This window comes from Sediminibacterium soli (assembly GCF_009939225.1).
Classification (GTDB): domain Bacteria; phylum Bacteroidota; class Bacteroidia; order Chitinophagales; family Chitinophagaceae; genus Sediminibacterium; species Sediminibacterium soli.
Genome location: NZ_JAACJR010000003.1, coordinates 457,485 through 481,832, shown reverse-complemented (window position 1 = coordinate 481,832; position 24,348 = coordinate 457,485). Strand labels below are relative to the sequence as shown.

21 protein-coding genes are annotated in these 24,348 nt (G+C 50.0%); 8 read left to right on the top strand and 13 right to left on the bottom strand.

The window, feature by feature from the left end; genetic code table 11:
- Window positions 1-47 precede the first annotated feature (47 nt).
- From GWC94_RS02180 to GWC94_RS02160, 5 genes are all read right to left on the bottom strand, one after another.
- Window positions 48-2,480: a TonB-dependent receptor gene (locus GWC94_RS02180; protein WP_161833355.1), complete on the bottom strand. Its 2,433-nt coding sequence runs from the start codon at window positions 2,478-2,480 to the stop codon at window positions 48-50.
- 90 nt (window positions 2,481-2,570) lie between these two features.
- Window positions 2,571-2,915 (bottom strand): hypothetical protein, encoded by a 345-nt coding sequence (locus GWC94_RS02175; protein ID WP_161833354.1) that lies wholly within the window; start codon window positions 2,913-2,915, stop codon window positions 2,571-2,573.
- A gap of 60 nt (window positions 2,916-2,975) precedes the next feature.
- Window positions 2,976-3,500, bottom strand: coding sequence for a hypothetical protein (locus tag GWC94_RS02170; protein ID WP_161833353.1), 525 nt, complete (start codon window positions 3,498-3,500; stop codon window positions 2,976-2,978).
- A gap of 116 nt (window positions 3,501-3,616) precedes the next feature.
- Window positions 3,617-5,179 carry a DUF1501 domain-containing protein gene (locus tag GWC94_RS02165; protein ID WP_161833352.1) on the bottom strand — a complete coding sequence of 521 codons (1,563 nt, stop codon included), beginning with the start codon at window positions 5,177-5,179 and terminating at the stop codon, window positions 3,617-3,619.
- Between the two features lie 10 nt (window positions 5,180-5,189).
- Window positions 5,190-6,848, bottom strand: a complete 1,659-nt coding sequence (locus GWC94_RS02160) for a DUF1800 domain-containing protein (RefSeq protein WP_161833351.1) — start codon at window positions 6,846-6,848, stop codon at window positions 5,190-5,192.
- Between the two features lie 178 nt (window positions 6,849-7,026).
- On the opposite strand from GWC94_RS02160, the gene GWC94_RS02155 reads away from it, so the two are divergent.
- The 4 genes from GWC94_RS02155 to uvrC all read left to right on the top strand — a co-directional run bounded on the left by GWC94_RS02155 (window position 7,027) and on the right by uvrC (window position 11,566).
- A complete protein-coding gene (locus GWC94_RS02155; RefSeq protein WP_161833350.1) occupies window positions 7,027-7,608 on the top strand; it encodes an RNA polymerase sigma factor in 582 nt (193 codons plus the stop codon).
- A gap of 21 nt (window positions 7,609-7,629) precedes the next feature.
- Complete coding sequence (locus GWC94_RS02150) at window positions 7,630-9,057, top strand: porin family protein (RefSeq protein ID WP_161833349.1); 1,428 nt, start codon at window positions 7,630-7,632, stop codon at window positions 9,055-9,057.
- Window positions 9,058-9,124: 67 nt separating this feature from the next.
- Entirely contained in the window at window positions 9,125-9,703 is a 579-nt protein-coding gene (locus tag GWC94_RS02145; RefSeq protein WP_161833348.1) for a hypothetical protein, read from the top strand.
- A 36-nt stretch (window positions 9,704-9,739) separates the two neighbouring features.
- A complete protein-coding gene (gene uvrC / locus GWC94_RS02140; protein WP_161833347.1) occupies window positions 9,740-11,566 on the top strand; it encodes an excinuclease ABC subunit UvrC in 1,827 nt (608 codons plus the stop codon).
- 170 nt (window positions 11,567-11,736) lie between these two features.
- Here uvrC and porN read toward each other — a convergent pair whose 3' ends face one another.
- From porN to GWC94_RS02115, 5 genes are all read right to left on the bottom strand, one after another.
- A complete protein-coding gene (gene porN, locus GWC94_RS02135) occupies window positions 11,737-12,783 on the bottom strand; it encodes a type IX secretion system ring subunit PorN/GldN (RefSeq protein WP_161833346.1) in 1,047 nt (348 codons plus the stop codon).
- 8 nt (window positions 12,784-12,791) lie between these two features.
- Window positions 12,792-14,345, bottom strand: coding sequence for a type IX secretion system motor protein PorM/GldM (porM, locus tag GWC94_RS02130; RefSeq protein ID WP_161833345.1), 1,554 nt, complete (start codon window positions 14,343-14,345; stop codon window positions 12,792-12,794).
- Window positions 14,346-14,399: 54 nt separating this feature from the next.
- Window positions 14,400-15,173, bottom strand: coding sequence for a type IX secretion system motor protein PorL/GldL (gene porL / locus GWC94_RS02125; protein ID WP_161833344.1), 774 nt, complete (start codon window positions 15,171-15,173; stop codon window positions 14,400-14,402).
- 110 nt (window positions 15,174-15,283) lie between these two features.
- On the bottom strand, window positions 15,284-16,570 hold the full coding sequence (gene porK, locus GWC94_RS02120; protein ID WP_161833343.1) for a T9SS ring complex lipoprotein PorK/GldK: 1,287 nt from the start codon (window positions 16,568-16,570) through the stop codon (window positions 15,284-15,286).
- 205 nt (window positions 16,571-16,775) lie between these two features.
- Window positions 16,776-18,806, bottom strand: coding sequence for a thioredoxin domain-containing protein (locus tag GWC94_RS02115; RefSeq protein WP_161833342.1), 2,031 nt, complete (start codon window positions 18,804-18,806; stop codon window positions 16,776-16,778).
- A gap of 146 nt (window positions 18,807-18,952) precedes the next feature.
- Here GWC94_RS02115 and GWC94_RS02110 point away from each other — a divergent pair, with 146 nt between their 5' ends.
- Genes GWC94_RS02110 through GWC94_RS02100 form a run of 3 tightly spaced genes read left to right on the top strand, consistent with a single transcriptional unit; the run spans window position 18,953 to window position 19,964 of the window.
- The gene (locus tag GWC94_RS02110; protein ID WP_161833341.1) at window positions 18,953-19,207 is read left to right on the top strand and encodes a hypothetical protein; all 255 of its coding nucleotides are present in this window, start codon (window positions 18,953-18,955) and stop codon (window positions 19,205-19,207) included.
- Between the two features lie 12 nt (window positions 19,208-19,219).
- Entirely contained in the window at window positions 19,220-19,558 is a 339-nt protein-coding gene (locus GWC94_RS02105) for a hypothetical protein (protein WP_161833340.1), read from the top strand.
- 4 nt (window positions 19,559-19,562) lie between these two features.
- Window positions 19,563-19,964, top strand: a complete 402-nt coding sequence (locus GWC94_RS02100) for a hypothetical protein (protein ID WP_161833339.1) — start codon at window positions 19,563-19,565, stop codon at window positions 19,962-19,964.
- 64 nt (window positions 19,965-20,028) lie between these two features.
- On the opposite strand, the gene GWC94_RS02095 is transcribed toward GWC94_RS02100, so the two are convergent.
- A complete protein-coding gene (locus tag GWC94_RS02095) occupies window positions 20,029-20,820 on the bottom strand; it encodes a uroporphyrinogen-III synthase (RefSeq protein ID WP_161833338.1) in 792 nt (263 codons plus the stop codon).
- Between the two features lie 24 nt (window positions 20,821-20,844).
- Window positions 20,845-21,876 carry a DUF4271 domain-containing protein gene (locus GWC94_RS02090; protein WP_161833337.1) on the bottom strand — a complete coding sequence of 344 codons (1,032 nt, stop codon included), beginning with the start codon at window positions 21,874-21,876 and terminating at the stop codon, window positions 20,845-20,847.
- Window positions 21,877-22,060: 184 nt separating this feature from the next.
- On the opposite strand from GWC94_RS02090, the gene hemW reads away from it, so the two are divergent.
- Window positions 22,061-23,191, top strand: a complete 1,131-nt coding sequence (gene hemW, locus GWC94_RS02085; RefSeq protein WP_161833336.1) for a radical SAM family heme chaperone HemW — start codon at window positions 22,061-22,063, stop codon at window positions 23,189-23,191.
- Between the two features lie 124 nt (window positions 23,192-23,315).
- Here hemW and GWC94_RS02080 read toward each other — a convergent pair whose 3' ends face one another.
- The gene (locus tag GWC94_RS02080) at window positions 23,316-24,314 is read right to left on the bottom strand and encodes an NAD(P)H-dependent glycerol-3-phosphate dehydrogenase (RefSeq protein WP_161833335.1); all 999 of its coding nucleotides are present in this window, start codon (window positions 24,312-24,314) and stop codon (window positions 23,316-23,318) included.
- Window positions 24,315-24,348 lie beyond the last annotated feature (34 nt).

The window sequence follows — 24,348 nt, the reverse complement described above, 5'->3', positions numbered from 1 at the left end:
CGCAGACCAACAATTCAAAATCCGCTAATCCATAATCCGCCAATCCACTAATTATTCTTCACCCTCCACTCCAGCGGCACATTCAGCTTCACACTGAAACTTCGGCCCATATTGAATACGCCGCGTCTGCCGGTAACGGCGTTTACATCGGTGTATTTCAGCCTGCTCAGGTGATCCTGGTAAGCTGCATCGGTAAAATTATTGAGGGCCAGGTTGATACCGAATACCGTTCTGCCACTGCGGTTCGTAATGTCTGCACCGATACCTGCGTGAAAAAGGGTATAGCCTGCCGTGGGTGTTTCTGTATGGTATGCCGTGAAGATGCGGTTCTGCGTGCCGATGATATCCATTTCAATTTTGGCATACAGGTTCTTTACGCCTTTACCCGCTTTGTTGAAATTGCCGCGCAGCTCGCTTTGCAGCCTGGGTGCGGGCATAAAAGGAAGTCTGTTGCTCCCTTCAAAACGCCGGCTGAACTGCCCGGCAACCAGCGAAAAAGTATTTTCAAAATGCAGCCAGTCCAGCGGATGCGGGTGCAGGTCCAGCTTCATTTCAAACCCTGCCAGCGACGCCGCCGCCTGGCGGAAAGTAAAGGCGGTGATATCCGTGCCGCCTACATTCACCATTGAATCGCCTCCGGTGGCCGATTCGAGTTTGCTGTAAAAAATATAGTTGCTGATATGGTTATAAAATCCGTTCAGCGCAAAACTGATATGCGGTGTATTGATCTCCACGCCGGCATCGGCCTGCATAGAGGTCTCCGTTTTCAGGTTGTTATCGCCGTACTCATAGCGGTTGGTTCCTTCGTGTGCGCCGTTGCTGGCCAGTTCGCTTACGCTCGGCGCGCGGTAGCCGCGTGAAAGATTCAGCTTCAGTGTAACAGCATCGCTGGCGTTATAACTCAATCCCAGGCTTCCGCTGATATTGCCGAATGTTTTACGGAAAGACGCGAACCGCGCAACACCGCCCTCGGTATAAAACATACTGTTAAGGCTGCGCTGATCGGCGCGGATACCGCCGCTAAGGGTAAGGTTATCGTGAAATGTTTTCTTGGTGTACACAAATGCGCCGATATCGAACTGGTTGTATTCGGGTATCAGCACTTCCCCGGCAAGGTTGCGGTTCTGCTGGTACATACCGCTGATTCCCGTCGATGTCTTCCACCCGTGCCTGTCGCCAAACTGGTACTGAAGGCTGTAGGTAAGGGTCTGCAGGTCAAAAAACAAACCGGGTGTGTTGGGATGTTCCGGGTCGCCCATTTCCCTGCGCTGGTTGCGCTGGAAGCCAATATTGAAAGCGAGCCTGTCGGCACCAAGGGAAATATTGTTATCGCTGGCGATCTTGAAATGGGTGATATGCTGTTTAGGCGTAAACACATTCCGGCTGTTCAGGTCATCGCTGGTGGCGGTGTGTTCGTAAGGTGTTTCGCCAAAAACAATAAATCCGCCGGTAGCCGGATCACGCGTTCCCTCCACCACACCGATTGTCTGGTCAAAGCGACTGATCAGCACATGGCTGTAGCCCCATGATTTGTTCCATCCGAAATAACCCCCGATATTCTTTTCGTTGAAACGGCTGTTGAACACTTTACCATCGTATTTGTTGCGGTAGTCGCCGGCCGATTTGGCCGTACCGTATACATTCCAGTTAAAGCCGTTCTGCAGGTGACCGGCGATATTGGCATTGCTCCCGTACAGGTTATTGTTGCCGATAAAACTGCCCATCAGGTTGCCTTTCACCGTTCCCTGTTCCACGGGTACATTGGTGATCAGGTGTATTACCCCGGCCATGGCATCGCTTCCATACAGCAGCGAGGCGGGACCTTTGAGCACTTCCACTTTCTGTACGCTGTATTCATCCACTTCAATACCGTGTTCATCGCCCCATTGCTGCCCTTCCTGCCGCACACCGTCGTGAACGGTTACCACCCGGTTATATCCCAATCCGCGGATCACCGGTTTGGAAATGGCCGGACCCGTGGACAAACTCGATACCCCCGGCACCGCTTTGGCAACGGCATCGATGATATTCGTGGAACTTGTCTGCATCAGGTCGCTGCGTTTGAGAATGGACACCGGCTGCGCGGATTGTTTTGTTTTGATGGCCGATGCAATACCGGTAACCGTTACGGCATCGCTTTCCGCATAGGTTTGCTTAAGGCGAAATTCCCTTGTGCGGTTGCCGGTGATCTCTATTGTTTCAAGAATGGAAGTATATCCTTCAAAAGACACTTCCACCAGGTACCTGCCCACGGGAACGCTGGGCGTTTTATAATGCCCGGCAGAATCGGTAACCGTGCCGGTCTTGGCTTCGTGAATGTAAACCACCGCGCCTGCCAGGGGATGGCCTGTTTTATCGTCAAACACTTTTCCGCTCAGAAAAGAATTGGCCTCGGTAGGGGGCAATGCAAAAACGCCCCCGGCCAGTGATGCAAATAGTGTAAAAAGAAAGAGCCGTCGGCTGCCGATCAGTGATTTCATAAATGCTATGATTGAATTAACAGCGCAGCTGCGCCATTAACAATGGATGATAAAATAAAATGCAAAACACGCGCCGAAACGCGGAAATGATCAGGCAAGGGCCGGCGGACCGCGTAAGCTGAAGGAGAAATAAGGCGCAATATGCACATCCTGCGAAAATGCAGGCCGGTAAACGGCAGGATGCTCCGGTGCAACAACCGCTATCCCGGCAACTTCGGGCACAAAAGGCGATTCAACCACCAGGTTATCGCACTGGCAATTAAAAGCAGCTTTGCTGAGAACCGTATCATCGCAGCTTTTGTCCGATACCGCAAGCTTACCATCCTTGTGTGTTGCAATAAGATTATGCAGGGTGCGCTTTGGCGTAATGCCAAATGCAAATACGGCCAGTAACAGGCCGGTGATGATCTTTCTTATCGTGGAAGGTGCGGGCAATTTTTGTTACAATGTTGCAAATATACAATTTCCTGTATATTTCCAACATTCTTCGCCGCTTCAGAAAAGCTTTATGCCGATACCGATACCTGCCGTTCCCAGGTTATACCCGGTTTGCCGGTCACGGTTAAACACATGCAGCCAGAACAGATTCATCGAAACGGTCTGTTTGGCTGTCAGATAGCCGGAAAGAACAGGTCTGACACCAAAAAGAAACCTGCCATCAAGAACGCTTGTTCCTGCCGACAGGGATGCGAAGTATGTTTTTGAAGGATGCCAGGCAAGTCCGGCATACAGATGCGTGAGACCCGAAACAGATGGGATCGCCGTTCCGTCTGAAAGCAGATAAAGCACCTTGTTTCCTCCCGGAAACAGATCCGCCCCCAGTTCCAGATGGGGCTGAAGCTTTGCACCTTTCAGAAATCCGAGCTGCAGCGCCATGCCCAGTGATGAGGGATTATTGCTCCGTGTAATATCATACGCCGTTCTGCCGTAACGGACCTGCATCGTAAGTGATGTGGTGCGCTGACCTGCGCATAGCTGCGCGATGCAGACAGTTAAGAGGAGGAAAAATATTCTTCGCATAGGCGTTATACGCGTTTAAAGAAAATAAACCAGTCCCACTATGTAAAAATGTCAACAGAAAAAGCATCCAGAAATGAACAAAGATCCCTTTGCACAGCCGTTTACAGAATCAACCCCTATCTCGCTTTGATCATGGCCCTTACCTGCTGCACCGAAAGGTTCTGCAGTCTTGCATAGTATACGCCCGTCTGCAGGAAACTTCCATCGAATGTTACGGTATAGGTGCCGGCCGCCGGATATTCTTTGTCGAGCAGTGTTTTTACCACCCTTCCCATGGTATCGATGATCTGTATCAGCGTATGACCACCGGTGGTGGTAAACGTGATGATGGTGGAACTGGTGAACGGGTTCGGGTAATTGCTGATCAGCATTTCGCCAGAAAGATTCACCGCCTTGCGGCAAACGCCTGCATTGACCAGCGGCAGTATCTGGTAATTTTTCAGCATGATCTGCTGCAGGTCCTCGTCTTTCACACAAAGCCAGTTGGCCAGCACCGTTGCGTATACGCTGCGGAAATCATACTGGAACGGAAGGTTGTCGTTCACCGTTGTGTTTGCAGGTATGATGGGGGTATTGCCCAGCACGCCGCCCAGCACGTTTTTACCGAAAATAAACAAAGGCGCTGCGGCACCGTGGTCTGTGCCCGTACTGCCATTGCTTTTGATGCGGCGTCCGAACTCTGAGAACGTCATACCCACCACCCGGTCTTCCACTTTCAAAAATTTAAGATCGTCCTGGAATGTTTTGATCGCATCGCTCACATTCTTCAGCAGCCTGGCATGCGCGCCGATGGTGGTATCTGTGGCGTCTACCTGTTCCGAATGCGTATCAAAGCCTCCGTAGTTCACCATGTATATCCTGGTCTTTAGCCCGCCTGCAATCAGCCTCGCCACGATCTTTAGCTGATCGCCGAGTGAATTATTGACAGGGTAACTCACCTGCTGCACCGTTTTGGTGGCTGCGGCTTTGATCACGGTGGCGTATTGCTGCGTCTGCTCCGAGATCTGGCGGATATAGGTGAGTTCCTTACCCGCCGGTGTATTGGGAGCGGGGTCCTGCACGCCGTTGATCAGGTTATAGAAATTGCTGGTGTTGCTGATGCTCATTCCCATATTCACGGAAGGCCCCTGCAAAGTAAGCGAGGTGGAGGAGCCTATCTGAATCGCCAGCGGATCGGTCATAGAACTGTTGGGATAGCCGTATGGAAAATTCGGGTATTCGTAATTGAGGTACCGGCCGGCCCAGCCGGTATTCACCAGTTCCTTACTGTCGCTGGCACTCATCCAGATATCCGTTGCGCGGAAATGCGAGAAGCTGGGTTGCGGGTAGCCTACCGACTGTACCACTTTCAGCTGGCCATTCTTGTACATGCTGTCCAGCCCTGTCATGGCCGGGTGCAATCCCGATTTGTCGGTCAGCTTCAGCACTTTATTTTCGGGTATATAGATATTGGGCCTGGCTTTGGCATAATTGGCGAAGTTCTCAACCGGTATCACCATGTTCAGTCCGTCGTTGCCCCCATTGAGTTGTATGATCACAAACACGTGATCGGTTTCCGTGGTGGGTGCAAACAGCGCCTGCATCATGGGCGAATCGGCCCCGAAAGCCCTGAAGGAAAAACCACCTACCAGTGAAGGAAGGAGCACTCCGGCATTGCGCAAAAACTTTCTTCTTTCCATGTTGATGGTTTTAAGCTAATTGGTATTCGGCCAGGTCCATGAAATATTTCAGCAGGTCGCGCAGCCTGTTCTTTACCGTAGTGGTATTGGCCATATCGCCGGGGTTGGTGATATAGGTGTTCCATGCACCCGTCCAGTAATAATCGCTCGATTGCCCGCCCAATAAAATATCGGTCTTCAGCTGTGTTTTCGATGCCGCCGAAATATCAATGCGGTACAGTATGGTAAGGATATCGTCGATGAGTTTGTTAGGATCGCCGGGGTTTGACAGGGTTTTGGCAAACTCTGCACCCTCGATATTGATGCGGTGGCCGTTATAGGTATAGCCGTTTGCCGCCATCGTATCGGTAAACTGGTTGCGTTTGGGCAGGGTATCGCTGTTGATCCATATTTCGTAATACTGCGGCGCCTGGTAATAGGCTTTCCATCCGCTTACATCGGGCGGGTCGCCTATGTTCTGCTGCATAACCGTCACCTGGTTCACCAGGTAGGCGTACATGCCGTAACTGCTGAGGTAATCGGCGGCGGGCGGAAAAGTTACATTGAACTCCCGGCACATGGATACCACCAGGTCTACCGGGCTTTTTATCTGACAGCCTTTTGCGAGCACGTCAAAAAAATGCTCGCTTTTCAGCAGCGTATCCAGTACGGGTTTTATCTCGTAGTTGCTGTTACGGAAAAGATTGGCGAGCGGTGTAATGATATTCGCTTCCACCATGGCATCGATATCATAATACACAAACCAGCGGTAGATGCGCCGGCAGATATACCTGGCCACTTCCTGCGTGGAAAAGATCATATCCAGCAATGCATTGATCTCTTCATCGCCGCCTGTGGGCCCTGTTTTGCCCTGTATAACGGTATTATTGTAAAACGATGAGAAGGTTTTGCTGCCGGTATCGTGCCTGGCTTCCGTAAAGAAAGCGGTGCCTGTGGCGGGGTCTATTCTCCAACCGGTAAGCACGCGTGCCGCGGCTTTTACATCATCTTCGGTATACTGCGATCCCGGGCCCTTGCCCACGCAGAACAGTTCCTGTAATTCGCGGCCGTAGTTCTCGTCGGGTGCCTGCCGGGTATTCAGCTGGCCGTTCTGGTATACCAGCATCGCGGGGTCGGTGGTGATGGCCCTTGCCATCTGTCTGAAATTGCCCAGCGACATCGTCCGCAGCAGGTTATGATGGTTGTATACGTACTGCGCATTGCCTATGACCGAAGATTCGGTAGCCCAGTGATTATGCCAGAACAGGGTTATTTTCTCCCGGATGCTCCTGTCCTGCCGAAGCATCACGCCCATCCACCATTTTTTGAAGGAAGCACGGCGCTGAGAATTCAGTGTACCGTCGCTGTTTGTATCGTTTACCCAGGTATTGCCGCCGATGATGGCTGCATCCGTAACCGAGGTGTATTCTTTTACGGGCGGTGCGGGCAGGGGTGCCGTGGGATTCAGTATCTCATCCACCGCAGCCAGGAAACCGCGCGACCTGAAATAATCGATATCGCTGCGCGTGGCGCCGAACAGTGTGCGTTTGAGCAGGTGGATGGTCTCGTTCTCCGTCCAGGCGCCGCTGTACTGTGTCAGACCGCCGTTTGGCGGGGGGGAAGGACTGGGCAGGCCGGGTTCTGGCTCTTTTGCAGTAAGAATAGGGGGTAAAAAATCTCTTCTGTTCATAAGCGGGTTTCCGCGAAAAAGATACAAGTATTTTCTACGTCGTTGCCCCGCAGGTGATTTTACCCAAAAAAAATCCCTTTGCACCGTGTTTTTCCCGGAATTCAACGTTTTAACCCCCCTGAAAGCAGCATGTTGAAACAGATTATGTCCTATATTTAGGGTAATATTTATCCCTTCCATGACGGAACAGGCCATTATTTCAGGCTGTCTACACAACGATGCTGCGGCACAGCGGGAATTATATAACCGCTACAGCCCCAAGATGCTGAGTGTTTGTTACCGGTTTGCCCAAAGCAGGGAAGATGCCGAGGACATGTTGCAGGAAGGGTTTATCAAAGTATTTACCCAGATACATACGTTCCAGAACAAAGGAGCATTTGAAGGATGGATCAGGAGGATCGTGGTGCATACCTGTATCAATTTCCTGAAGAAGTATAAGAAGTTCAACGAAAACGTTGATATCGCTTATGCAAACACCATCGCTGTGAAAGAGGAAACGGTACCCTCTATTATGCAGGCCCGCCAGATCATCGAATGCATCAGGCTGCTGCCGGTAGGATACCGCACCGTGTTGATCCTTTATGCGCTGGAAGGGTATAGTCACAAGGAGATCGGCGAAATGCTCGACATAGAAGAGAGCACCAGCCGCAGCCAGTATACAAGGTCAAAAGCTATGTTGGAAGTTATTTTGGTGAAGAAAAAGATCATCGAAAAACCAAAAGACGATTTCAACTGGCTGGCAGCCTTAAAGGCAAGATAGTGCGACAGATGCTTGCATGTTATGGAGAACGAAATGTACCAGGACGAATTTGAGCAGTTTTTACAAAACGAAGTAAAACAGCACCGTATGTATCCTTCCGACCATGTCTGGAAGAATATACGCACGGAACTGCATGGGTACAAGGCATGGCCGGCGCTCACCTTTATTTCCCTCTTCATCATCACGGCATTAACCGTCTCCACCATGCTCGGCAACCAGCCGCTGCATGAGCAGCCGGTCATCAGAAGCAAATCGCTTGCCATACCCGCTCAGCCGGTGAAAAAAGCCGGTCTTATCGTATCGGCTACACGCGAAGACAGCAAAGACAACAGCTATTTCGGCAAGATGGCATCGGGTCGTATTACCGAGCAGACATTCGACAACAGTCTTGCGGAACATGCTTTCACCGCCGCCAATACCATTCCTGTTACACCCGAACTTATCGCTGCAGGAACAACCGGCCCCGCAAAAGCGGCAGCCGTTCTTACACCACAGCAGCGTGTGCTGCCCGATCATTACCTGCTGATCGCTGCCGAAGCGCCGGTTGAAGCCGATCATGATGCAACCCTGGACCAGCCCACAGTAAAACTGACCACCGACGAAACCATCGCCACCGGGAAAAAACTGTCGATGCGTGAACCCAAAGACCTGCTGCCGGAAGGACAGGTGATCGTAAAGACCAAAGAACTTCCCCGCAGGAACTCGCGCCTCGGATTCCAGTTTTATATAACCCCTTCCACCAGCTACCGAAGGCTGTCTGACCGGAAAGCGAAGGAAGTGATCCAGCCCGCGGTACAACCGGCGGCCGGGGCCAGTATTCCGCTGAGTACGGGCACCGCCGATGTGAACAGCGTGGTAAGACACCGACCTGCCGTTGGGCTTGAGATCGGGTTTGCCGCACTGTACCATGTGAGTGGCCGACTGAAATTCAAAACAGGCGTGCAGCTGAACGTTCGCCAGTACTTTATCGAAACATTCCAGTCGCGCACAAACGATCTGGCTTCCCTGTCCTTAATCAATAACCGCGGTGTGGAGACCATCAGTTTCTATTCGCCGTACAACAACAATACGGGTTATAAATCCACGCAGCTGCAGAACAGGGTGTATCAGATATCCATACCCGTGGGACTGCAGTGGGATGCCATCCAGGGAAGAAACTGGGGTATGAACACCGAAGCCTCCGTGCAACCGACCCTGATGCTGAACAACACGAGTTATGTGCTGTCCAGCGATTACAAACATTACACCGATGGCGGGCAGTTCATGCGCCGCTGGAATGTGAATACCAGTGTGGGTCTGAACCTCACCTACCGTGCGGGCACTTCTTCCTGGCAGATCGGACCGCAGATCAGGTACCAGCATTTGTCTACCTACTCCAACGCCTATCCCATCAAAGAACACCTGATGGACTATGGCATCCGCCTGGGCTTTACCAAACAGATCAATTAAGCGCGATCAGTTTCCCGATTAGTTTTTTTATCTTATTCCATACCGCGTTATTGGATAATTTTGTGCCATGAGATCATTGATTACAGCAATGGCCCTGCTGGGCGGTTTGTTTTTGTTTGCCTGCGGATCGGGAAACGCACCTACCAAGCCCATTGCCAATGTTTCGGATACGGCCAGCTTTTTTTCGCTGGAAGGTTTCTTCAGAAGCCAGATAGAATATGTGGATCTGCGCAATTTTGAGATTTACCGCATCACCACCCTGAATGGCCGAAGAGATTCATCAGCAATAGATGTAAACGGGTTTAAGCAATGGGCCCGGGTATTTCTTGACCGCTCTTTTACGCCGGCGCAGAAACCGCTGTACCGGGAAACGGTTTTCCAGGATATGAGCACCGACAGCTACACACTGAACTACGCCCCCATCGATCAGGAAAAGGTAACGGTGAAAAACGTGGATGTGCTGCTTAGCCAGGAGACCAATGCAGCAAAACGCATTTTTATAAAAAGCCTGTATACGGCAGGCGATACGACCATAGAAGAACAATGCAACTGGAAAGCCGACAAAAGCTTCCAGGTAAACCGGGTGAAAACGATTCATGGACAGGTGTTCACCGAACTGAATTTCATCAACTGGAACGACAGGTAACCACCCTTTTTTTTGACTTTTGACTTTTGATTTCCCTTGACCGCACAGGAATTCCAACATATCGTTCACACCATTCCGCAGCAGCCCGGCATTTATAAATATTATGATGACGGCAAAACCCTGCTGTATGTAGGCAAGGCAAAGGACCTGCGCAAACGGGTAAATTCTTATTTCTCCAAAACTTTTACCAATTACAAAACCCATGAGCTGGTTCAGCGCATACGCCATATAGAATTCACCATCGTGGGTTCGGAACAGGATGCCTTTCTGCTGGAGAATTCGCTGATCAAGGAATACCAGCCGCGGTTCAACATCAACCTTAAAGACGATAAAAGCTATCCCTATATCGTCATCAAAAAAGAACCCTATCCGCGTATATTCCTTACGCGAAACCGGATCAACGACGGTTCCGAATACCTCGGCCCCTTTACTTCTGCCGGAAAAGTGCGGGAGCTGATCAGCTTTATCCGGCAATATGTGCCGTTGCGTACCTGCAAGCTCAACCTTACGGAGCAGAATATCCAGAAAGGAAAATTCAAGGTCTGTCTCGAATATCACCTGGGAAACTGTAAAGGTCCCTGCGAGGCCCTGCAGTCGGCGGCAGACTATGCCGATGGTCTGCAGCAGGTAAGGAATATCCTGAAAGGGAACCTGGGATCGGTGATCAACCATTTCAAAAAAGAAATGCTGCAGCATGCCACCGAACTCCGTTTCGAGAAAGCGGAACTCACACGCAAAAAAATAGAGCACCTGGAAAATTACCAGGCAAGATCGGTGATCGTCAGCAGCCATTTGTCCAATATCGATGTGTTCTCCATTCTCAAAGAAGACAAATGGGCCTATGTAAATTACCTGATGGTGCAGAACGGCACCATTGTGCAAACACATACAGTGCCGCTGGAAACCAAGCTCGAAGAAACAGAAGAAGAAGTGCTGGCTTTTGCCATGGGCAACCTGCGCACCTCGTTCAACAGCCTTGCCACGGAGATCATTGTACCGTTTGCCATAGATTATCCCGAAGAAAACACCAGTATTACGGTTCCGAAGGGGGGCGACAAGAAAAAACTGCTGGAACTGTCGGAGAAGAACGTGCAGTATTTCAAGGACGAGATCAGGAAGAAAAAGATACTGCACCTCGAAGGCAGGAGCGATATGGAGAAAAAGAAAGTATTGTACGAACTGCAGGAGTACCTGCAGCTGCCCGAGGTACCCGATCATATCGAGTGTTTCGATAACTCCAATTTCCAGGGAAGCTTTCCGGTGTCGGCCATGGTTTGTTTTAAAGACGGTGTGCCAAGCAAGAACGACTACCGCCGCTTCCATGTAAAAACGGTGGAAGGCATCAACGATTTTGCCACGATGAAAGAAGTGGTCTACCGCCGTTACAAAAGACTGCTCGCAGAAGAAGAGCCCCTGCCCAAACTGGTCATTATCGACGGCGGCAAAGGACAGCTGGGTGCGGCCATGGAAAGCATCAATGAACTGGGTATTGCCCACGAACTAACCGTGGTAGGCCTGGCAAAGAACGAAGAGGAGCTTTTTTTCCCGGGCGATACGGAATCGATCAGACTTCCCTGGGACAGCGACAGTCTTAAGCTGGTTCGCCGGATACGGGATGAAGTGCACCGTTTTGGCATCACTTTCCATCGCAACCAGCGTTCAAAAGGAACCTTTAAGAATGAGCTGGAGAATATCAGCGGCATCGGGGACCAGACCATAGCGCTGCTGCTGAAGGAATTCCGCTCGGTGAAGAAAATACGGGAGCAAAGCGAGGAAAACCTCGCGGCGGTGGTGGGGAAATCCCGGGCCGGTTTACTAAGGGCTTATTTTGAAGCAACCGCAAATAAAAAGGGGCCAGGATAAAAATCCAGCCCCGTTTTAAAATCCAATATCCTATGAAAAACCGTAACGAAGTTAAGGATTGGAATGAATTTAGCAAGATGTAGGTTGACGAAATATTAACAAATACTCTATTTTAAATAAAAAAAAAGGGCTTTTTAAGCCCTTTTTTATGTTGTGTCCCTTTTATTTGGTTAATACTGCCAGAGATCCTGCTCCCAGTTAAACACACGGGTCTTGATGTTTTCACCCTCCAGCAACCGGAATAACGGGTCTTTTATCATGGCATTCAGATACTTATCACCGGGGTTATTGGCGCTCGACTTGATGATATAGCTGCTGAAGAACCGGCTTTCGAACAGTTCTTCCCAGGTCATCCGGCTCGAGAAGTTCTTGGGATTGTATACATCCACTTTGGCTAAGGTTTTTCGCAGATCGGGATAATATATCCAGAAAAGCGTACGGGGCTGCGATTTGCCACCCACCACCTGTTTTGCGATAGGCGCAATACCGATGATGCGGGTAAACAAACGGCTGGACTCCTTATCGAATATCACCTGCTCCTTCAGACGGAACGTGTACACCGAATCGGGACTGAACCTGGGTTTCTTGGTGATCACGTTTTCAACCGCGCCGGTTACCGGGTCGGGTACGGGTACGGTATCGTTCACGCCCGCCGTCATGGTAGTGATCTGGCCCTGGGTAAGCGGTATGGTGAAACGGTCGTTATCGGCCGAAAATGCGGTAACGCTGTCGTATTTGATCGCCTGCAACAGCACTGAAAAGAAACGCTGGTCTTCGCCATTGTTGTCTTTACCGGGGTACATAAACGACTGGTTCACTTTTTCCCTGGCGTCGATCTCGCGCCAGATGAATTCGCTCCAGAGATTGTCGTCATCTCGGATATGTTCGTATTCCAGCGGTTTACGGTCTTTAACATAACTGCGGTCTACGGCATAGTTATTACGCAGCGAAATCTCGGGCTTGGCATCAAAGCCACCGGGATTGGTTGTATCGAAGCGGAAAGTTACCGCACCCGCGCCTGCATTGGGGTTGGGAACGGTGGTAGGCGGCACCGCCGGTTGCTGCACCACACCCTGCCCGTTGTTATTGGGTTTTACCGTGGTGTCCGGGCGCGAGGCCGTTCTTGTATTATTGCCGTACCGGCTGTTCTGTGCCTGCACAGCCGTTCCGGTAACCAGCACCATCAGCAACAAACCGCCTGATAATAACTTTTTCATACACACATTTATTGAAGAGTAAACGAAATATTCTGGTCAAGTGTTCTTGTACCGCCCGGGCCGCGTACCTTGATCTCATCGATCACGACCGTTGAGCCCGCCTGCAGTCTTTTCATGAAATTCTGTGCTTCGCCGCTGAAATAAGCACCGCTTACCTCCGCATACTGCATACCGCTTTCCTCAAAACCTTTACCTGTACAAACAAAGGTGAAGGACACCACATCGTATTTAACACCTTCAAACACAAAATCCCTAAGTTCCGCCGCCACACCGCGCTGCACGCGGAATACGTTGGCCGCAATAGGGCCGCCCGCTTTTCCGCCCACGGTAGCGATCGGATCGGGAACGCGTTTGATGGGGATGGTGATCCGCTGTGTGGTCTTACCATCAGTAGCCACCACCGTGGCCGAGCCCAGCTGTTTGGGTACCACCATGTACTGGCCGGCACCCACTTTGCGGGAAGTGATGCCCGGACCGTCTACGGTCAGGTTCACTTTCTCGTCGCCGCCGCCGCCGGTTACGTTCAGGGGGTTCTCAAGATCCTGGTAAAATACCCTTGTTTTATCGGTCGATACCACCAGGCCGGAGGGAACGCCAACGGTATATTTCACTTCTTTCTCCACTTTCGATATGGTACCATCCGGCTTTTTGAAAGTGATCACCACTTTTTTGCTGGCCGCACCCGAATTACCCACGGTAGCGGTATATTCTGCGGTACCATCGGGTTTCAACGGTACGGTTGCGCCATCTACGGTAACGGTTGGTTTGGCGGCCTTGCTGAAGGCACCCACGCCGGCGGTGATCACCAGTTGTTCACCGGGCATCAGGTACTGGCTGTTGGTTCCGGCAAAAGCCTGGAATTCGTCGTAGATCAGCTCCACCTCACCGATCTCTTTGTGACAGTATTCAACCACCTGCGACTCGCTGTTCTTGATATCGTTCTGGAACTTGCTGAGGATGGTGATACTCGCCACAGAAGGCGTCATGTGAAAATAATTGTATGCCCAGTTATCCTTGCCGGCGGCATTGTTGGTTTTGGGAATAGACAGATCCAGCGGCAAAGTGGCCTCAAGGTCTTTTTTGATCTCGGGGTCAATCTCCATCAGTTTCTTCTTGAACTCGGTCAAACGCTGAAACAATTCCTTGCCTCTGCCCTTGCCGCCCGGTGCGTCTTCCACGAACATGCGGGTGGAGGATTCAAGATCGTCTTCCTTGTACACTTCCACGCCATCCACCATATGCACTCCCGATTCCTGCTTCAGTTCTTTTTTCAGTCCGTCGAGATAGGTGTACATATCATCTGCCAGTTTTTTTGCCTGTTCGGCTTTGGGCAGCCAGATCTGTGCTTTTTCGCGGGTTTCGGGTTTTTCCAGTTTCTGTTTGAATGATTTGAATATGTCTTCGTTCTTCTTCTCTATAATCTCGTTTGCCGTCATCAGGCTTCGGTCTACGGTTTTGAACGCGTTCAGAATTTCGGCTGAAACATTCAGTGCCAGGAGCGCAGTAAGCACCAGGTACATGATGTTGATCATCTTCTGCCGCGGCTCTTTAGGTAATGCCATTTGATTTAAGCTATTTTAGAAAATTTCTCAATAGTTGTTTGGTTGCGTGTGTCATTACCTGCCCTGCATGGCGGTAAGCATGTTACCGTACAGCTGGTTCAGTCTGCCCAGGTTACTGGCCAGTGCCGCGATCTGTTCTTTTGCCTTGATCGCGTCTTCCGCGCTGCTGGTCATGGCATTTGATGCCTCGGCCAGTTTACCATAGAACTGGTTCAATGCTTTCAGGTGGTTATTACCTTCCTGCAGTTCCAGTTCATAGATCGTATTGAGAGAAGAAAGATTCTTGTTGAGCGACTGCATCTGCTCGTGGAACATTTTTGCGCCTTCGGTCGCGTTCTGGAAACCGGCCAGCGACTGTGCGGCATTTGTTGCGGCATCTTTGATACCGCCGAGTGCGGCACCCGCTTCCCTGGCTTTTACGGAGAAATCGCCGGTAGAAGCCACCACCTCGCTCATCTGCGAGATCTGGTCTACGGAAGTGTTCAGTTTGGTAAAACCAGCGCTCAGTTTGGAAAGTGAGTCGGCATTGATGCCGGCGTCTTCAAACATATCGTTCAGCTTATCCAGCGCTGCGTTGGCAGGAGCTGCCGCAACTTTGGCACCGCCCGGTAAATGCACTTCGTGATCATCGATGGCCGGGTAGATCACATATAACACACCATAACCAAGGAAGATGGCCGCCTCGGTATACAGACCGATCTTGAGCATCAGGTCGGCAATGGGTGAGTGTAACAATTTTTGCAGGGCGCCGAAAAGCACTACCGCCGCGGCGATAGAAACGAATACATCGAACCATTGGGAGACTTTAGGTGGAATTGCTGCTGCCATTGTTTGTTTATTTTGGTTGTTTTTGAGTTTTCATAGGTAACACCCTTTGCGTTGCGGCAGGGTGCAGCGGATAATTGGTATACTCTACTTCACAGTTTCAATCAGACGGATTATTTTTTTGCCCGGGGCGCCAGGTCGATCACACAACGGAAACCAATGTACGATTTGGCGGTATCCTGGTACTCGTAGTTACGCGTGCTTACCTGCAGGAAATAAGACACGTCCTTCCAGCTTCCGCCGCGCACCACTTTGCGTTTTTCTCTCGGGCGGTCAGAATCTTTGGCTTCGTAACGGATATCCGGACTCATATCTGCCATAAAATTGTAGGCGCCCTCGTAGAAATAGGAGCCTGTCCATTCAGATACGTTACCGGACATATTGTATAATCCATACTGGTTGGGCCAGTAGGCGTTGGCAGGTACGGTATAGAAACCGCCGTCTTCCGCATAATTACCGCGGCCGGGTTTGAAATTGGCCAGCAGGCATCCCTTCTTGTTACGCAGGTAAGGGCTGCCCCAGGGAAACATAGACGCGGTGAGGCCACCTCTTGCCGCATACTCCCATTCCGCTTCGCTGGGCAGGCGGTAATCGCCGTCAACCGCGAATTTCTTTTTCTCAAGATAGGCGTTCTGGTAATGTGTTCTCCAGTGAGAGAAGGCCACGGCCTGTTTCCAGGTAACACCCACCACCGGGTACTCGCCAAAAGAAGGATGCGAGAAATACCGTTTTGTCATGGGCTCGTTGTAGGAATAAGAGAAATCCCTTATCCATACCAGCGTATCGGGGTATATTTTCTGGTCGTAACGTACGAGGAAGTTGTTGCGGGGCAGACCGGCATTTTCGCGTTTGGCGGCTTCTTTCAGGTCAAAATACTCCACATGGAACATGATCTTGTCGGGATCGATCTCGGGGCGGCCGTACAGCCGGTTGTCGGGAGCCAGGTTCAGCTCGTTCATTTTCTCCACCGTGGCCCTGTCCCATTTGATGGTGGCTACTTTTTTCCAGTCAACCGCCGAGGTGTCATCGGGTTTATTGATGCCACCGCCGAACAGGATCTTGTAAGCCAGCGAATCGCGTGTCCATTTTACGAACTGGCGGTATTCGTTATTGGTGACTTCGGTGGCATCCATCCAGAAACCGGGCATGGATACCTGCCTGTTACGGGAGGTATAGTTGTAGCTGATGTCTTCATCGCTGGGGCCCATGTGAAAAGTTCCCGGGGGTACATACACCATACCAAAAGGCGGGTTCATGCTGGGGCGTGCATTCGGGGCCACACCATGTAACTGGCCGTCGTCGGGCAACGCCTTTCCTTTTCCTCCTTTTTTGAAGAAGCACGATGTCAGACACAATGAGGCAGAGGCAACTAAAGCTATGGTAGTCAGGTGGCCTTTCATGTTGCAATATCGGTTTAAGACAGTGACAAATATAAGTTTTACACCGGCAGTTAGACCGGTTAAACAAAATGTTCCGAATAAAATTACAATGCGGGTAGATTTAAACTCAGATACTACAAAATTAAAGTCGGGTTACTACAATGGGTTCTTTTGAAAATACGACTTGGGGCCATTAATGTAAACTCAATATTACGGGAATTCTTTGTTACACAATTGCTAAAAGCTCACTAATTGAAAAAAACGGCGCCTTGCAGGCGTATCCCTCACAAAGGTAAAAAGCCGTTTCTCCCCCCGCACCGGGAGATTTCCCGTTTATCAGCGGAAGCGCCGAATTTCCGTCGGCGGCGGCCTGCAGCACCTTGTTAGGAATATACCTTTCCAGCACAGGACGTAAAAACTCCGGATAAAGCTGCCCGACGATGGCAATTTCCTTGCTGCCTTTTACTAACAACTGTAAGTTTGAAGCCCAGACACCGAAGGATGTCGGGTATTTGGTGATGGCATTGGCCAGGGACCGGACCAGGTGCACCGCCCGTTCCTGCCATTCGGGGATATCGAACACGATGGAGAGATACAGCAGGTTACCCGCCATCACTGCATTGCCGCTGGGTGTGGCGCCATCGTACACTTCTTTTTTGCGGAGGATCACATCCTGCTGTGCGGCATGGGTATAAAAGAAAAAGCCGGTGTCCGCTTCTTCAAAATGGCCGATCACATGGTTTGCGAGTTCGCGGGCTTTGAAAAGATAACCGGTATCGGCTGTGATCTCCTGCAGATGCAGGCAGGCCTGTATCAGAAAGGCATAATCATCGAGAAAAGCCGGCACTTTTGCTTCTTTTTTGTAGGTATGGTGCCAGCTGCCATCTGCCAGCCGCAGCCGGGATTCGAGAAAAGCCATATTACTGATGGCTTTCTCTCTGAACGATTCATCGCCCAGCGCCGCATAGGCTTTTGAAAGGGCGGTGTTCATCAGGGCATTCCAGCCCAGCAGTATTTTGTCATCCAGCTGGGGGCGGATGCGTTCCGACCGGATCTCCATCAGTTTTTTCCTGCAAGCGGCAAGCCGTTCTTCCACCTGTTCCGGGGGCAACTGCCGGGCTGCGGCAAATTCATTCAATGGCTGCAGCGTGCGCAGGATATTGGTGTGCTCCCAATTGCCCTGTTCGCTGATATCATAATAGGCACAGAAAAGCGTGGCATCCGCTGCCAGGTGCCGGGATACCTCATCATACGCCCAGGTATAGAATTTTCCCTCCACACCTTCACTGTCGGCGTCGAGTGCACTGTAAAAACCGTTTTCCGGGCTGGTCATTTCCCTGTCGATAAATGCGATGGTTTCGCGGATCGCCCGTGCATAGGTCTCTTTTTTGGTGACCTGGTAAGCTTCGGCGAGCACATTGACCAGCAGCGCATTGTCATAGAGCATCTTCTCAAAATGGGGGGCCAGCCATTCTGCGTCGGTACTGTATCGCGCAAAACCGCCGCCGAGCTGATCGTAAATTCCGCCCTCGATCATTTTATCAAGACTTAATAATGCCTGATCCAGCGAGGGCCGGTGTTTTGTAAAATGGTAATGCCTCAGCAGGTATTGGATAGAGAAAGTCTGCGGAAATTTTGGCGCGCGGCCAAAACCGCCCCATTGTCTATCGGCCTGTGCCAATATGTTGTCGGCTATGGTTTGCAATGTATTATCTGATAACAGCTGGCCTGTATCTGTTTTTTGCAAGCCGAATGCATTTGAAGACAGAAGATGTTCCGTCAGGTTTTCCGCCTGTGATTCGATCTCATGTTTTTTTTCACGGTAACTATTTGCAACACCAAGCAATACATCCATCCAACTCGGTCTGTTGAATGCTTTTTGCGGCGGAAAATAAGTGCCGCCGTAAAACGGCTTTGCGTCGGGTGTGAGAAATACATTCAATGGCCAGCCGCCGCTGCCTGTCATTGCCTGTACCGCATCCATATAAATATGATCAAGATCTGGGCGCTCCTCCCTGTCGATCTTGATATTGATGAAATGTTCATTCATGAACGCGGCCGTTTCTGCGTTCTCAAAACTCTCGCGTTCCATTACATGGCACCAGTGACATGCAGCATAGCCAATGCTTACTAGAATGGGTTTGTCTTCTTTTTTCGCACGTTGTAATGCTTCTTCACCCCAGGGGTACCAATCAACAGGATTATGAGCATGCTGAAGAAGGTAAGGGCTGGTTTCGTGAATAAGATGGTTAAGCACAAAATTTTATTTTTATATTTAAAAATGTTTATATTTATGTACGCCTTCACCAAAACTATACCGTCATAAAAAAAATTGCTATTCTATTTTTCTTTATCACGATGTGGTGCCATTCGTCCACAGCGGTACCGTGCAACATCATCGGTTTGAAAAAGAATAAAGGCTTAAAGGAATTAATCTTTAAGAACTCGCAAAAAGCTGTTATAGATGGCCTGCGCATAAAAGATGACATATATTACGGCAATTATTGGATATTATTCAATGATGGTTGCTATTATTTATTTGCGGCTTATTATAATGTTGAGACCAATGTGACCGAATTACGTCCAATGAATTTTTTCAACTATGCTACAGCCTATCAAAAATGCATGCCTCCCGACGAGTGGGCTGCTTTTTGTTAAAAACCTTTTATTGTGACAGTTCAAATCTCCATCAAATTGACACTACTGTTGCTGGCTATTACTTGTTTAACCAGCAGTGCATTGTATAGTCAATCAACTCAAAAAGATTCAGCAAACTACTATTATAACAAAGAGCGATCCTGGAGTTCAGGCATACCTGTTCAACAGAAAAACCTGACAGATTCAGGAGCCGCTCTTTGCATCCTTAACAACAAGATATACCGTGTTGGGTCTGCCGAATTCAAAAAATTACCACTAAAATCATTGGAGCTTTATTCCACGATAGTAGATGAAACTTCGAATTCCGGTTATCATTATATATTCTTTTATAGATGGAAAAAAAATGATTAGGATTATGCGAATTCTTAAGTCGGTTCTTGTTACATGTGCCTGCTTACCGATTATTTTAACTTTACACGCGCAGGTCAATAGTGATTATTTCCCCCTTACAAAGGTCGCCGATTCTCTGTTTTTGAAAAAAGAGTACTCAGCAGCCGTTTCTACATATATGAAAGCTTTTGAAAAGAATAACGGGTCTGGCCAAATTATACATAGGTATAGAGCTGCAACATGCTGGGCAATGCTATCCAATAATGATGAGGCTATCACCCAACTTGAACGAATAATTTACAAAGGTAAATTTGATGACTTTGATCTGATTTCGCATGACATAAGTTTTGTTGTGCTTCATAATCACCCTAAATGGGATACATTTATGAAACAAGTACAAAAAAATCGTAGGGATAAATCCAATTGATTCTACACGATGAAAACAAGGCGGCTGCAGCTTTCACGCAGCTAACAGACAAACGAGAACAGCGCTATTTTTTAGATGGTGTATTTGACAGAAATTGGTTCAGCGCAGCCACCATGCTGGGTTGTTGCGGAGAAGGCACTTTGATATCAAGACGCATACCCGCCTCTTCTACCGCTTTGGAAGTATTGCTTCCGAAAGCGCCTATTACGGTGCCGTTCTGTTTGTATTCGGGGAAATTATCGTAGAGGCTTTTTACACCGCTTGGTGTGAAGAAACAGATCACGTCGAACTCTTTTACGTTCATCGCAATATCGTTGCTGATGGTGCGGTACATAAAGCCCAGCTGGTGTTCGCAGCGGTTGGCTTTGAGCCAGTTCACGATCTCGTTATCCTGCTGGTTCTCGCTGCATACGTACAGGAATTTCTCGTTCTCCTTGTGTTTATTGATCACGTCGAACATGCTCTTGTTGGTGCCGTCGGCGCCGTAGAACACTTTGCGTTTGCGGTAGAGGATGAATTTCTGCAGGTAAAGGGCAACCGCTTCGGTGATGCAGAAATATTTGGTATCCTGGCTGATGGTCACTTTCATCTCATCGCACATACGGAAAAAATGATCGATGGCGTTGCGGCTGGTGAACATCACGGCAGAATAGTACATGATGTCTATTTTCTGCTTGCGGAACTCTTTGGCTGCTATACCTTCCAGTTTGATGAAAGGATGGAATACCAGTTCCACATTGTGTTTTTTGGCCAGATCAAAATAAGGTGACTTATCACTTTCGGGACGCGGCTGGGAAATCAGAATTTTCTTGGGAGCAACGCTTACCGCTGAATTTTTGGAGCCGTTTTTTACCATACTGCGTACGAGAATTGTGCAAAATTACAAACTTCCGTTAAAATAATTCAGCAACAGCTTATAAATCAATAATAGCGGAAGTATTTCGACGGAGCAAAGGTACAGTAAAAAATGGAAGACATTTACCCGTAACCGCCCCCGGATGGCGGTAAACGATACAAAATAACGATATATAAACAGCAGCGCTACCAGTCCCATAGAAACCGTTGCCGCGTATTTTACCACCGTGGCATCGGCAAAAGCCAGTAGCAGCAGGAACGGAATCAGCAGTACACCCATTACCTTGTTCACCATAAACACCATGAAAATATAGGAGCCTGCGGCCTCCCTGCTGTTGAATACCCAGCCCGAGAACAGCAGGAACAGGTACTTGCCAAGGTATACCAGCAGCAATACCGCGGCTCCGGCCGCCGCCAGCAGCCAGAATGAAAAATCCGTCCAGCCCATCTGCCGCACCAGCAGGGCTATGTAAAGTCCGCCGGTGATAAAGAACAAGACATTGATCAGCAGGGAAGCAAAATTATCCTGCAGCAATTGATCCCTTGTCTGTTTTTGCCGCAGGTTGGTCTGAAAGAACAGTACAAACAGGTTTTTGAAATACCGCGGGAACCCCGCTTTGACAAATGCGAGTAAAAAGACCACCCCGATCATCAGGTAAAACAATTCATCCTTGGGCGATGCCTTCCGGTATTCGGTAAGCCTGTATACGGCGGGCTGGTTCAGGGCCAGCGCGGGATGTGTACTGTATTTGCGATAGGTAGTGGTGTCTGTTACCGGCGAGCGGTTTTCTTCAGCGGTTTTACGGAGCGAGTCGGTGCGTATACTGTCGGCGCGCAGGCTATCCTTTTTTCCCGCGGCTGCGATGATGACCGCGCTATCCGTTTTTACCCGGCTGATGCGCCTGGTGCGGGCCGCGGTATCCCTGGGTTTCGGACGAACCGGCTCCATAGGCGGCGCCGTACGCGTGGTTTCCGGTTGCTGGATGCTGTCTGTTTGTCCATAGCAAACAACACCGGACAGTAACAGGAAAAGAAAATAAACGCTGATCAAACGCATTGAAGCAAATGTATTGAATTGCCGGGCTTACCCTGGTTAAAAAAGCTTATTGTACAACCCTTGCTCACCGCTCCGAGCCATACCCTACCATCAACGGGCTGCAATTTACTTTCTTTCCGCATGGTTACACCTGCCGGAAGCAGTCCCGATTCACTCTTTCAAATTTCAAGCCTAATTTTGCGGGATGGCTGGTATCTATCTGCATATTCCTTTCTGTAAAAAAGCCTGCCACTATTGTAATTTTCATTTTTCCACTTCCACCGGGCAGATGCAGCAAATGGTGGACGCCATTTGCAGGGAAGCTTCGCTGAGAAGCGATTACCTGGCCGAGCCGGTTGACACCGTTTACTTCGGAGGCGGCACACCGTCTTTGCTGACCGATACGGCGCTGACCAGGATACTGGCTTCGCTGCATGCCCGGTTTGCCGTTACCGGCCATGCAGAGGTTACGCTGGAAACCAACCCCGATGATATTTCGCCCGCCGCCCTGCAGCAATGGAAAGAGGCAGGCATCAACCGGCTGAGCATTGGCGTGCAGTCTTTTTTTGAGGAAGACCTGCGGTGGATGAACCGTGCGCACGATGCAGCGCAGGCCTTGCAATCCATTGAACTGGCGCAAACACATGGTTTTACCAATATCACTGTAGACCTGATCTATGGCAGTCCCGGGCTCACCGATGAAAAATGGGAAAAGAACCTGGCACAGGTATTGCGCCTGGGCATTCCGCATGTGTCCTGCTATGCATTGACCGTGGAGCCCAGAACAGCGCTGGCCCATATGATCGAAACACATACAGCCGAGGACATCGATCCGGATAAACAGGCCAGGCAATTCCAGCTGCTTACCCGGCGGCTGGGGGCGGCGGGGTTTGAACAGTATGAGATCTCCAATTTCGCCAGACCCGGTTTCAGGAGCAGGCATAACAGCAGCTACTGGCAGGGCAAACCTTACCTGGGACTGGGGCCTTCCGCCCACTCTTTCGATGGTGTGAGCAGGCAGTGGAATATCGCCAACAATGCCTTGTACCTGCAGGCGATAGAAAAAAATACGGCACCGTTTGAAAAAGAAATCCTTACCCCGGCACAGCAGTTCAATGAGTATGTAATGACTGCCTTACGCACGGCGGAAGGGATCTCGCAACAAAAAATCGGAAGCCATTGGGGCGATGAGGTGCTTAACCGGTTCAGGGTAGCTGCCGAAAAACACCTGCGGGCGGGGCATATCGTTTTACAGAAAGGGCATTATGTACTTGCGCCGGAGGGAAAATTCCTGGCAGACGGGATAGCGGCAGACCTGTTCAGGGATGATCAGTGATGCGAATGATGCCCCAGCGCCTTCTTCAGCAGGTTAACGGCAACCACACATCCAACCAGGACGAGCAGGGTTGCGGGGCTGAATAAGGTGAACGAGACTGGCATACCTAAAATTACGGTTTCCTTTATACAAGAAATGTTTCAATTTTCTTAAATCCTTCCCTGGCCGCAACATGCTCCCAGAGTATCCCGTAGATGGCCGCTGCAATGGGCATATCGGCGCCCACGGCCTGGTTTGTTCTGTGCATGCATTTGCTGGCGTTATAGCCTTCGGCAACCATATTCAGTTCCAGCTGCGCGGCTTTTACCGAATATCCCTTACCGATCATATTACCGAAAGTGCGGTTGCGGCTGTATAACGAATAGCAGGTAACCAGCAGATCGCCTAGGTATACCGATGCGGCATAATTGGGTTTGGCGGTCTCCATTCCTTCATTAACCTTACGCAGGAAGTTCACCAGTTCCCTGGCGCTGTTGGCGATGTATACACTGAGAAAGTTATCGCCGTATTCAAGCCCGTGTGCAATACCCGCGCCGAGCGCGTAGATGTTTTTCAGCACCGCGGCATACTGTACCCCCCAGATATCGTCGTTGACCATGGGTGTGAGGTACTCGGTACGGAAACAGTCGGCTATTGTTGAAGCCATAGCCGTATCCGTTCCTGAAAAAGTGAGATAGGAAAGCTTTTCGGCCGCCACTTCTTCGGCATGGCAGGGACCCAGTACCGCAAAATAATCGCCGATGCCAACAGAAAAATGCCTGGCCAGATAGCTGTTGAGCAATTCGTTCTCCGTTGGCAGGATGCCTTTGATGGCGGAGATGATCTTTTTACCGTTCAGCATGCCGGGCGAAAGCTGCTGCAGCACCTGCTCGGCATAGGCAGAGGGCACGCAGACAACCAGTGCATCGGACCGCTGCACCACCGTTGCGATATCATCCGACAGCTGCAGCTGCTCGTCGTGAAAATAAACCGAGTTAAGGTAATGCGGGTTGTGATGGCGTTTACGCAGGTACTGTATCGTATCCGCATTCCTTATCCACCAGTGAATGGTATTGCCCCTGTCGGTCAGGATCTTTGCAAGCGCTGTTGCCCAGCTTCCTCCTCCTATAATGCCAAATTGCATACGCTGTGGTATAAATGTGCAAAGATGCAAAAGA

Excerpts from the sequence above, each read along its gene's own strand:
- porN (WP_161833346.1), bottom strand. The coding sequence starts at position 12,783 with ATGAAAAAGTTATTATCAGGCGGTTTGTTGCTGATGGTGCTGGTTACC.
- GWC94_RS02100 (WP_161833339.1), top strand. The coding sequence starts at position 19,563 with ATGCGAATTCTTAAGTCGGTTCTTGTTACATGTGCCTGCTTACCGATT.
- hemW (WP_161833336.1), top strand. The coding sequence starts at position 22,061 with ATGGCTGGTATCTATCTGCATATTCCTTTCTGTAAAAAAGCCTGCCAC.
- GWC94_RS02150 (WP_161833349.1), top strand. The coding sequence starts at position 7,630 with ATGGAGAACGAAATGTACCAGGACGAATTTGAGCAGTTTTTACAAAAC.
- porL (WP_161833344.1), bottom strand. The coding sequence starts at position 15,173 with ATGGCAGCAGCAATTCCACCTAAAGTCTCCCAATGGTTCGATGTATTC.
- GWC94_RS02160 (WP_161833351.1), bottom strand. The coding sequence starts at position 6,848 with ATGAACAGAAGAGATTTTTTACCCCCTATTCTTACTGCAAAAGAGCCA.
- GWC94_RS02155 (WP_161833350.1), top strand. The coding sequence starts at position 7,027 with ATGACGGAACAGGCCATTATTTCAGGCTGTCTACACAACGATGCTGCG.
- GWC94_RS02080 (WP_161833335.1), bottom strand. The coding sequence starts at position 24,314 with ATGCAATTTGGCATTATAGGAGGAGGAAGCTGGGCAACAGCGCTTGCA.
- GWC94_RS02180 (WP_161833355.1), bottom strand. The coding sequence starts at position 2,480 with ATGAAATCACTGATCGGCAGCCGACGGCTCTTTCTTTTTACACTATTT.
- porK (WP_161833343.1), bottom strand. The coding sequence starts at position 16,570 with ATGAAAGGCCACCTGACTACCATAGCTTTAGTTGCCTCTGCCTCATTG.
- GWC94_RS02170 (WP_161833353.1), bottom strand. The coding sequence starts at position 3,500 with ATGCGAAGAATATTTTTCCTCCTCTTAACTGTCTGCATCGCGCAGCTA.
- GWC94_RS02145 (WP_161833348.1), top strand. The coding sequence starts at position 9,125 with ATGAGATCATTGATTACAGCAATGGCCCTGCTGGGCGGTTTGTTTTTG.
- GWC94_RS02090 (WP_161833337.1), bottom strand. The coding sequence starts at position 21,876 with ATGCGTTTGATCAGCGTTTATTTTCTTTTCCTGTTACTGTCCGGTGTT.
- GWC94_RS02165 (WP_161833352.1), bottom strand. The coding sequence starts at position 5,179 with ATGGAAAGAAGAAAGTTTTTGCGCAATGCCGGAGTGCTCCTTCCTTCA.
- porM (WP_161833345.1), bottom strand. The coding sequence starts at position 14,345 with ATGGCATTACCTAAAGAGCCGCGGCAGAAGATGATCAACATCATGTAC.
- GWC94_RS02095 (WP_161833338.1), bottom strand. The coding sequence starts at position 20,820 with ATGGTAAAAAACGGCTCCAAAAATTCAGCGGTAAGCGTTGCTCCCAAG.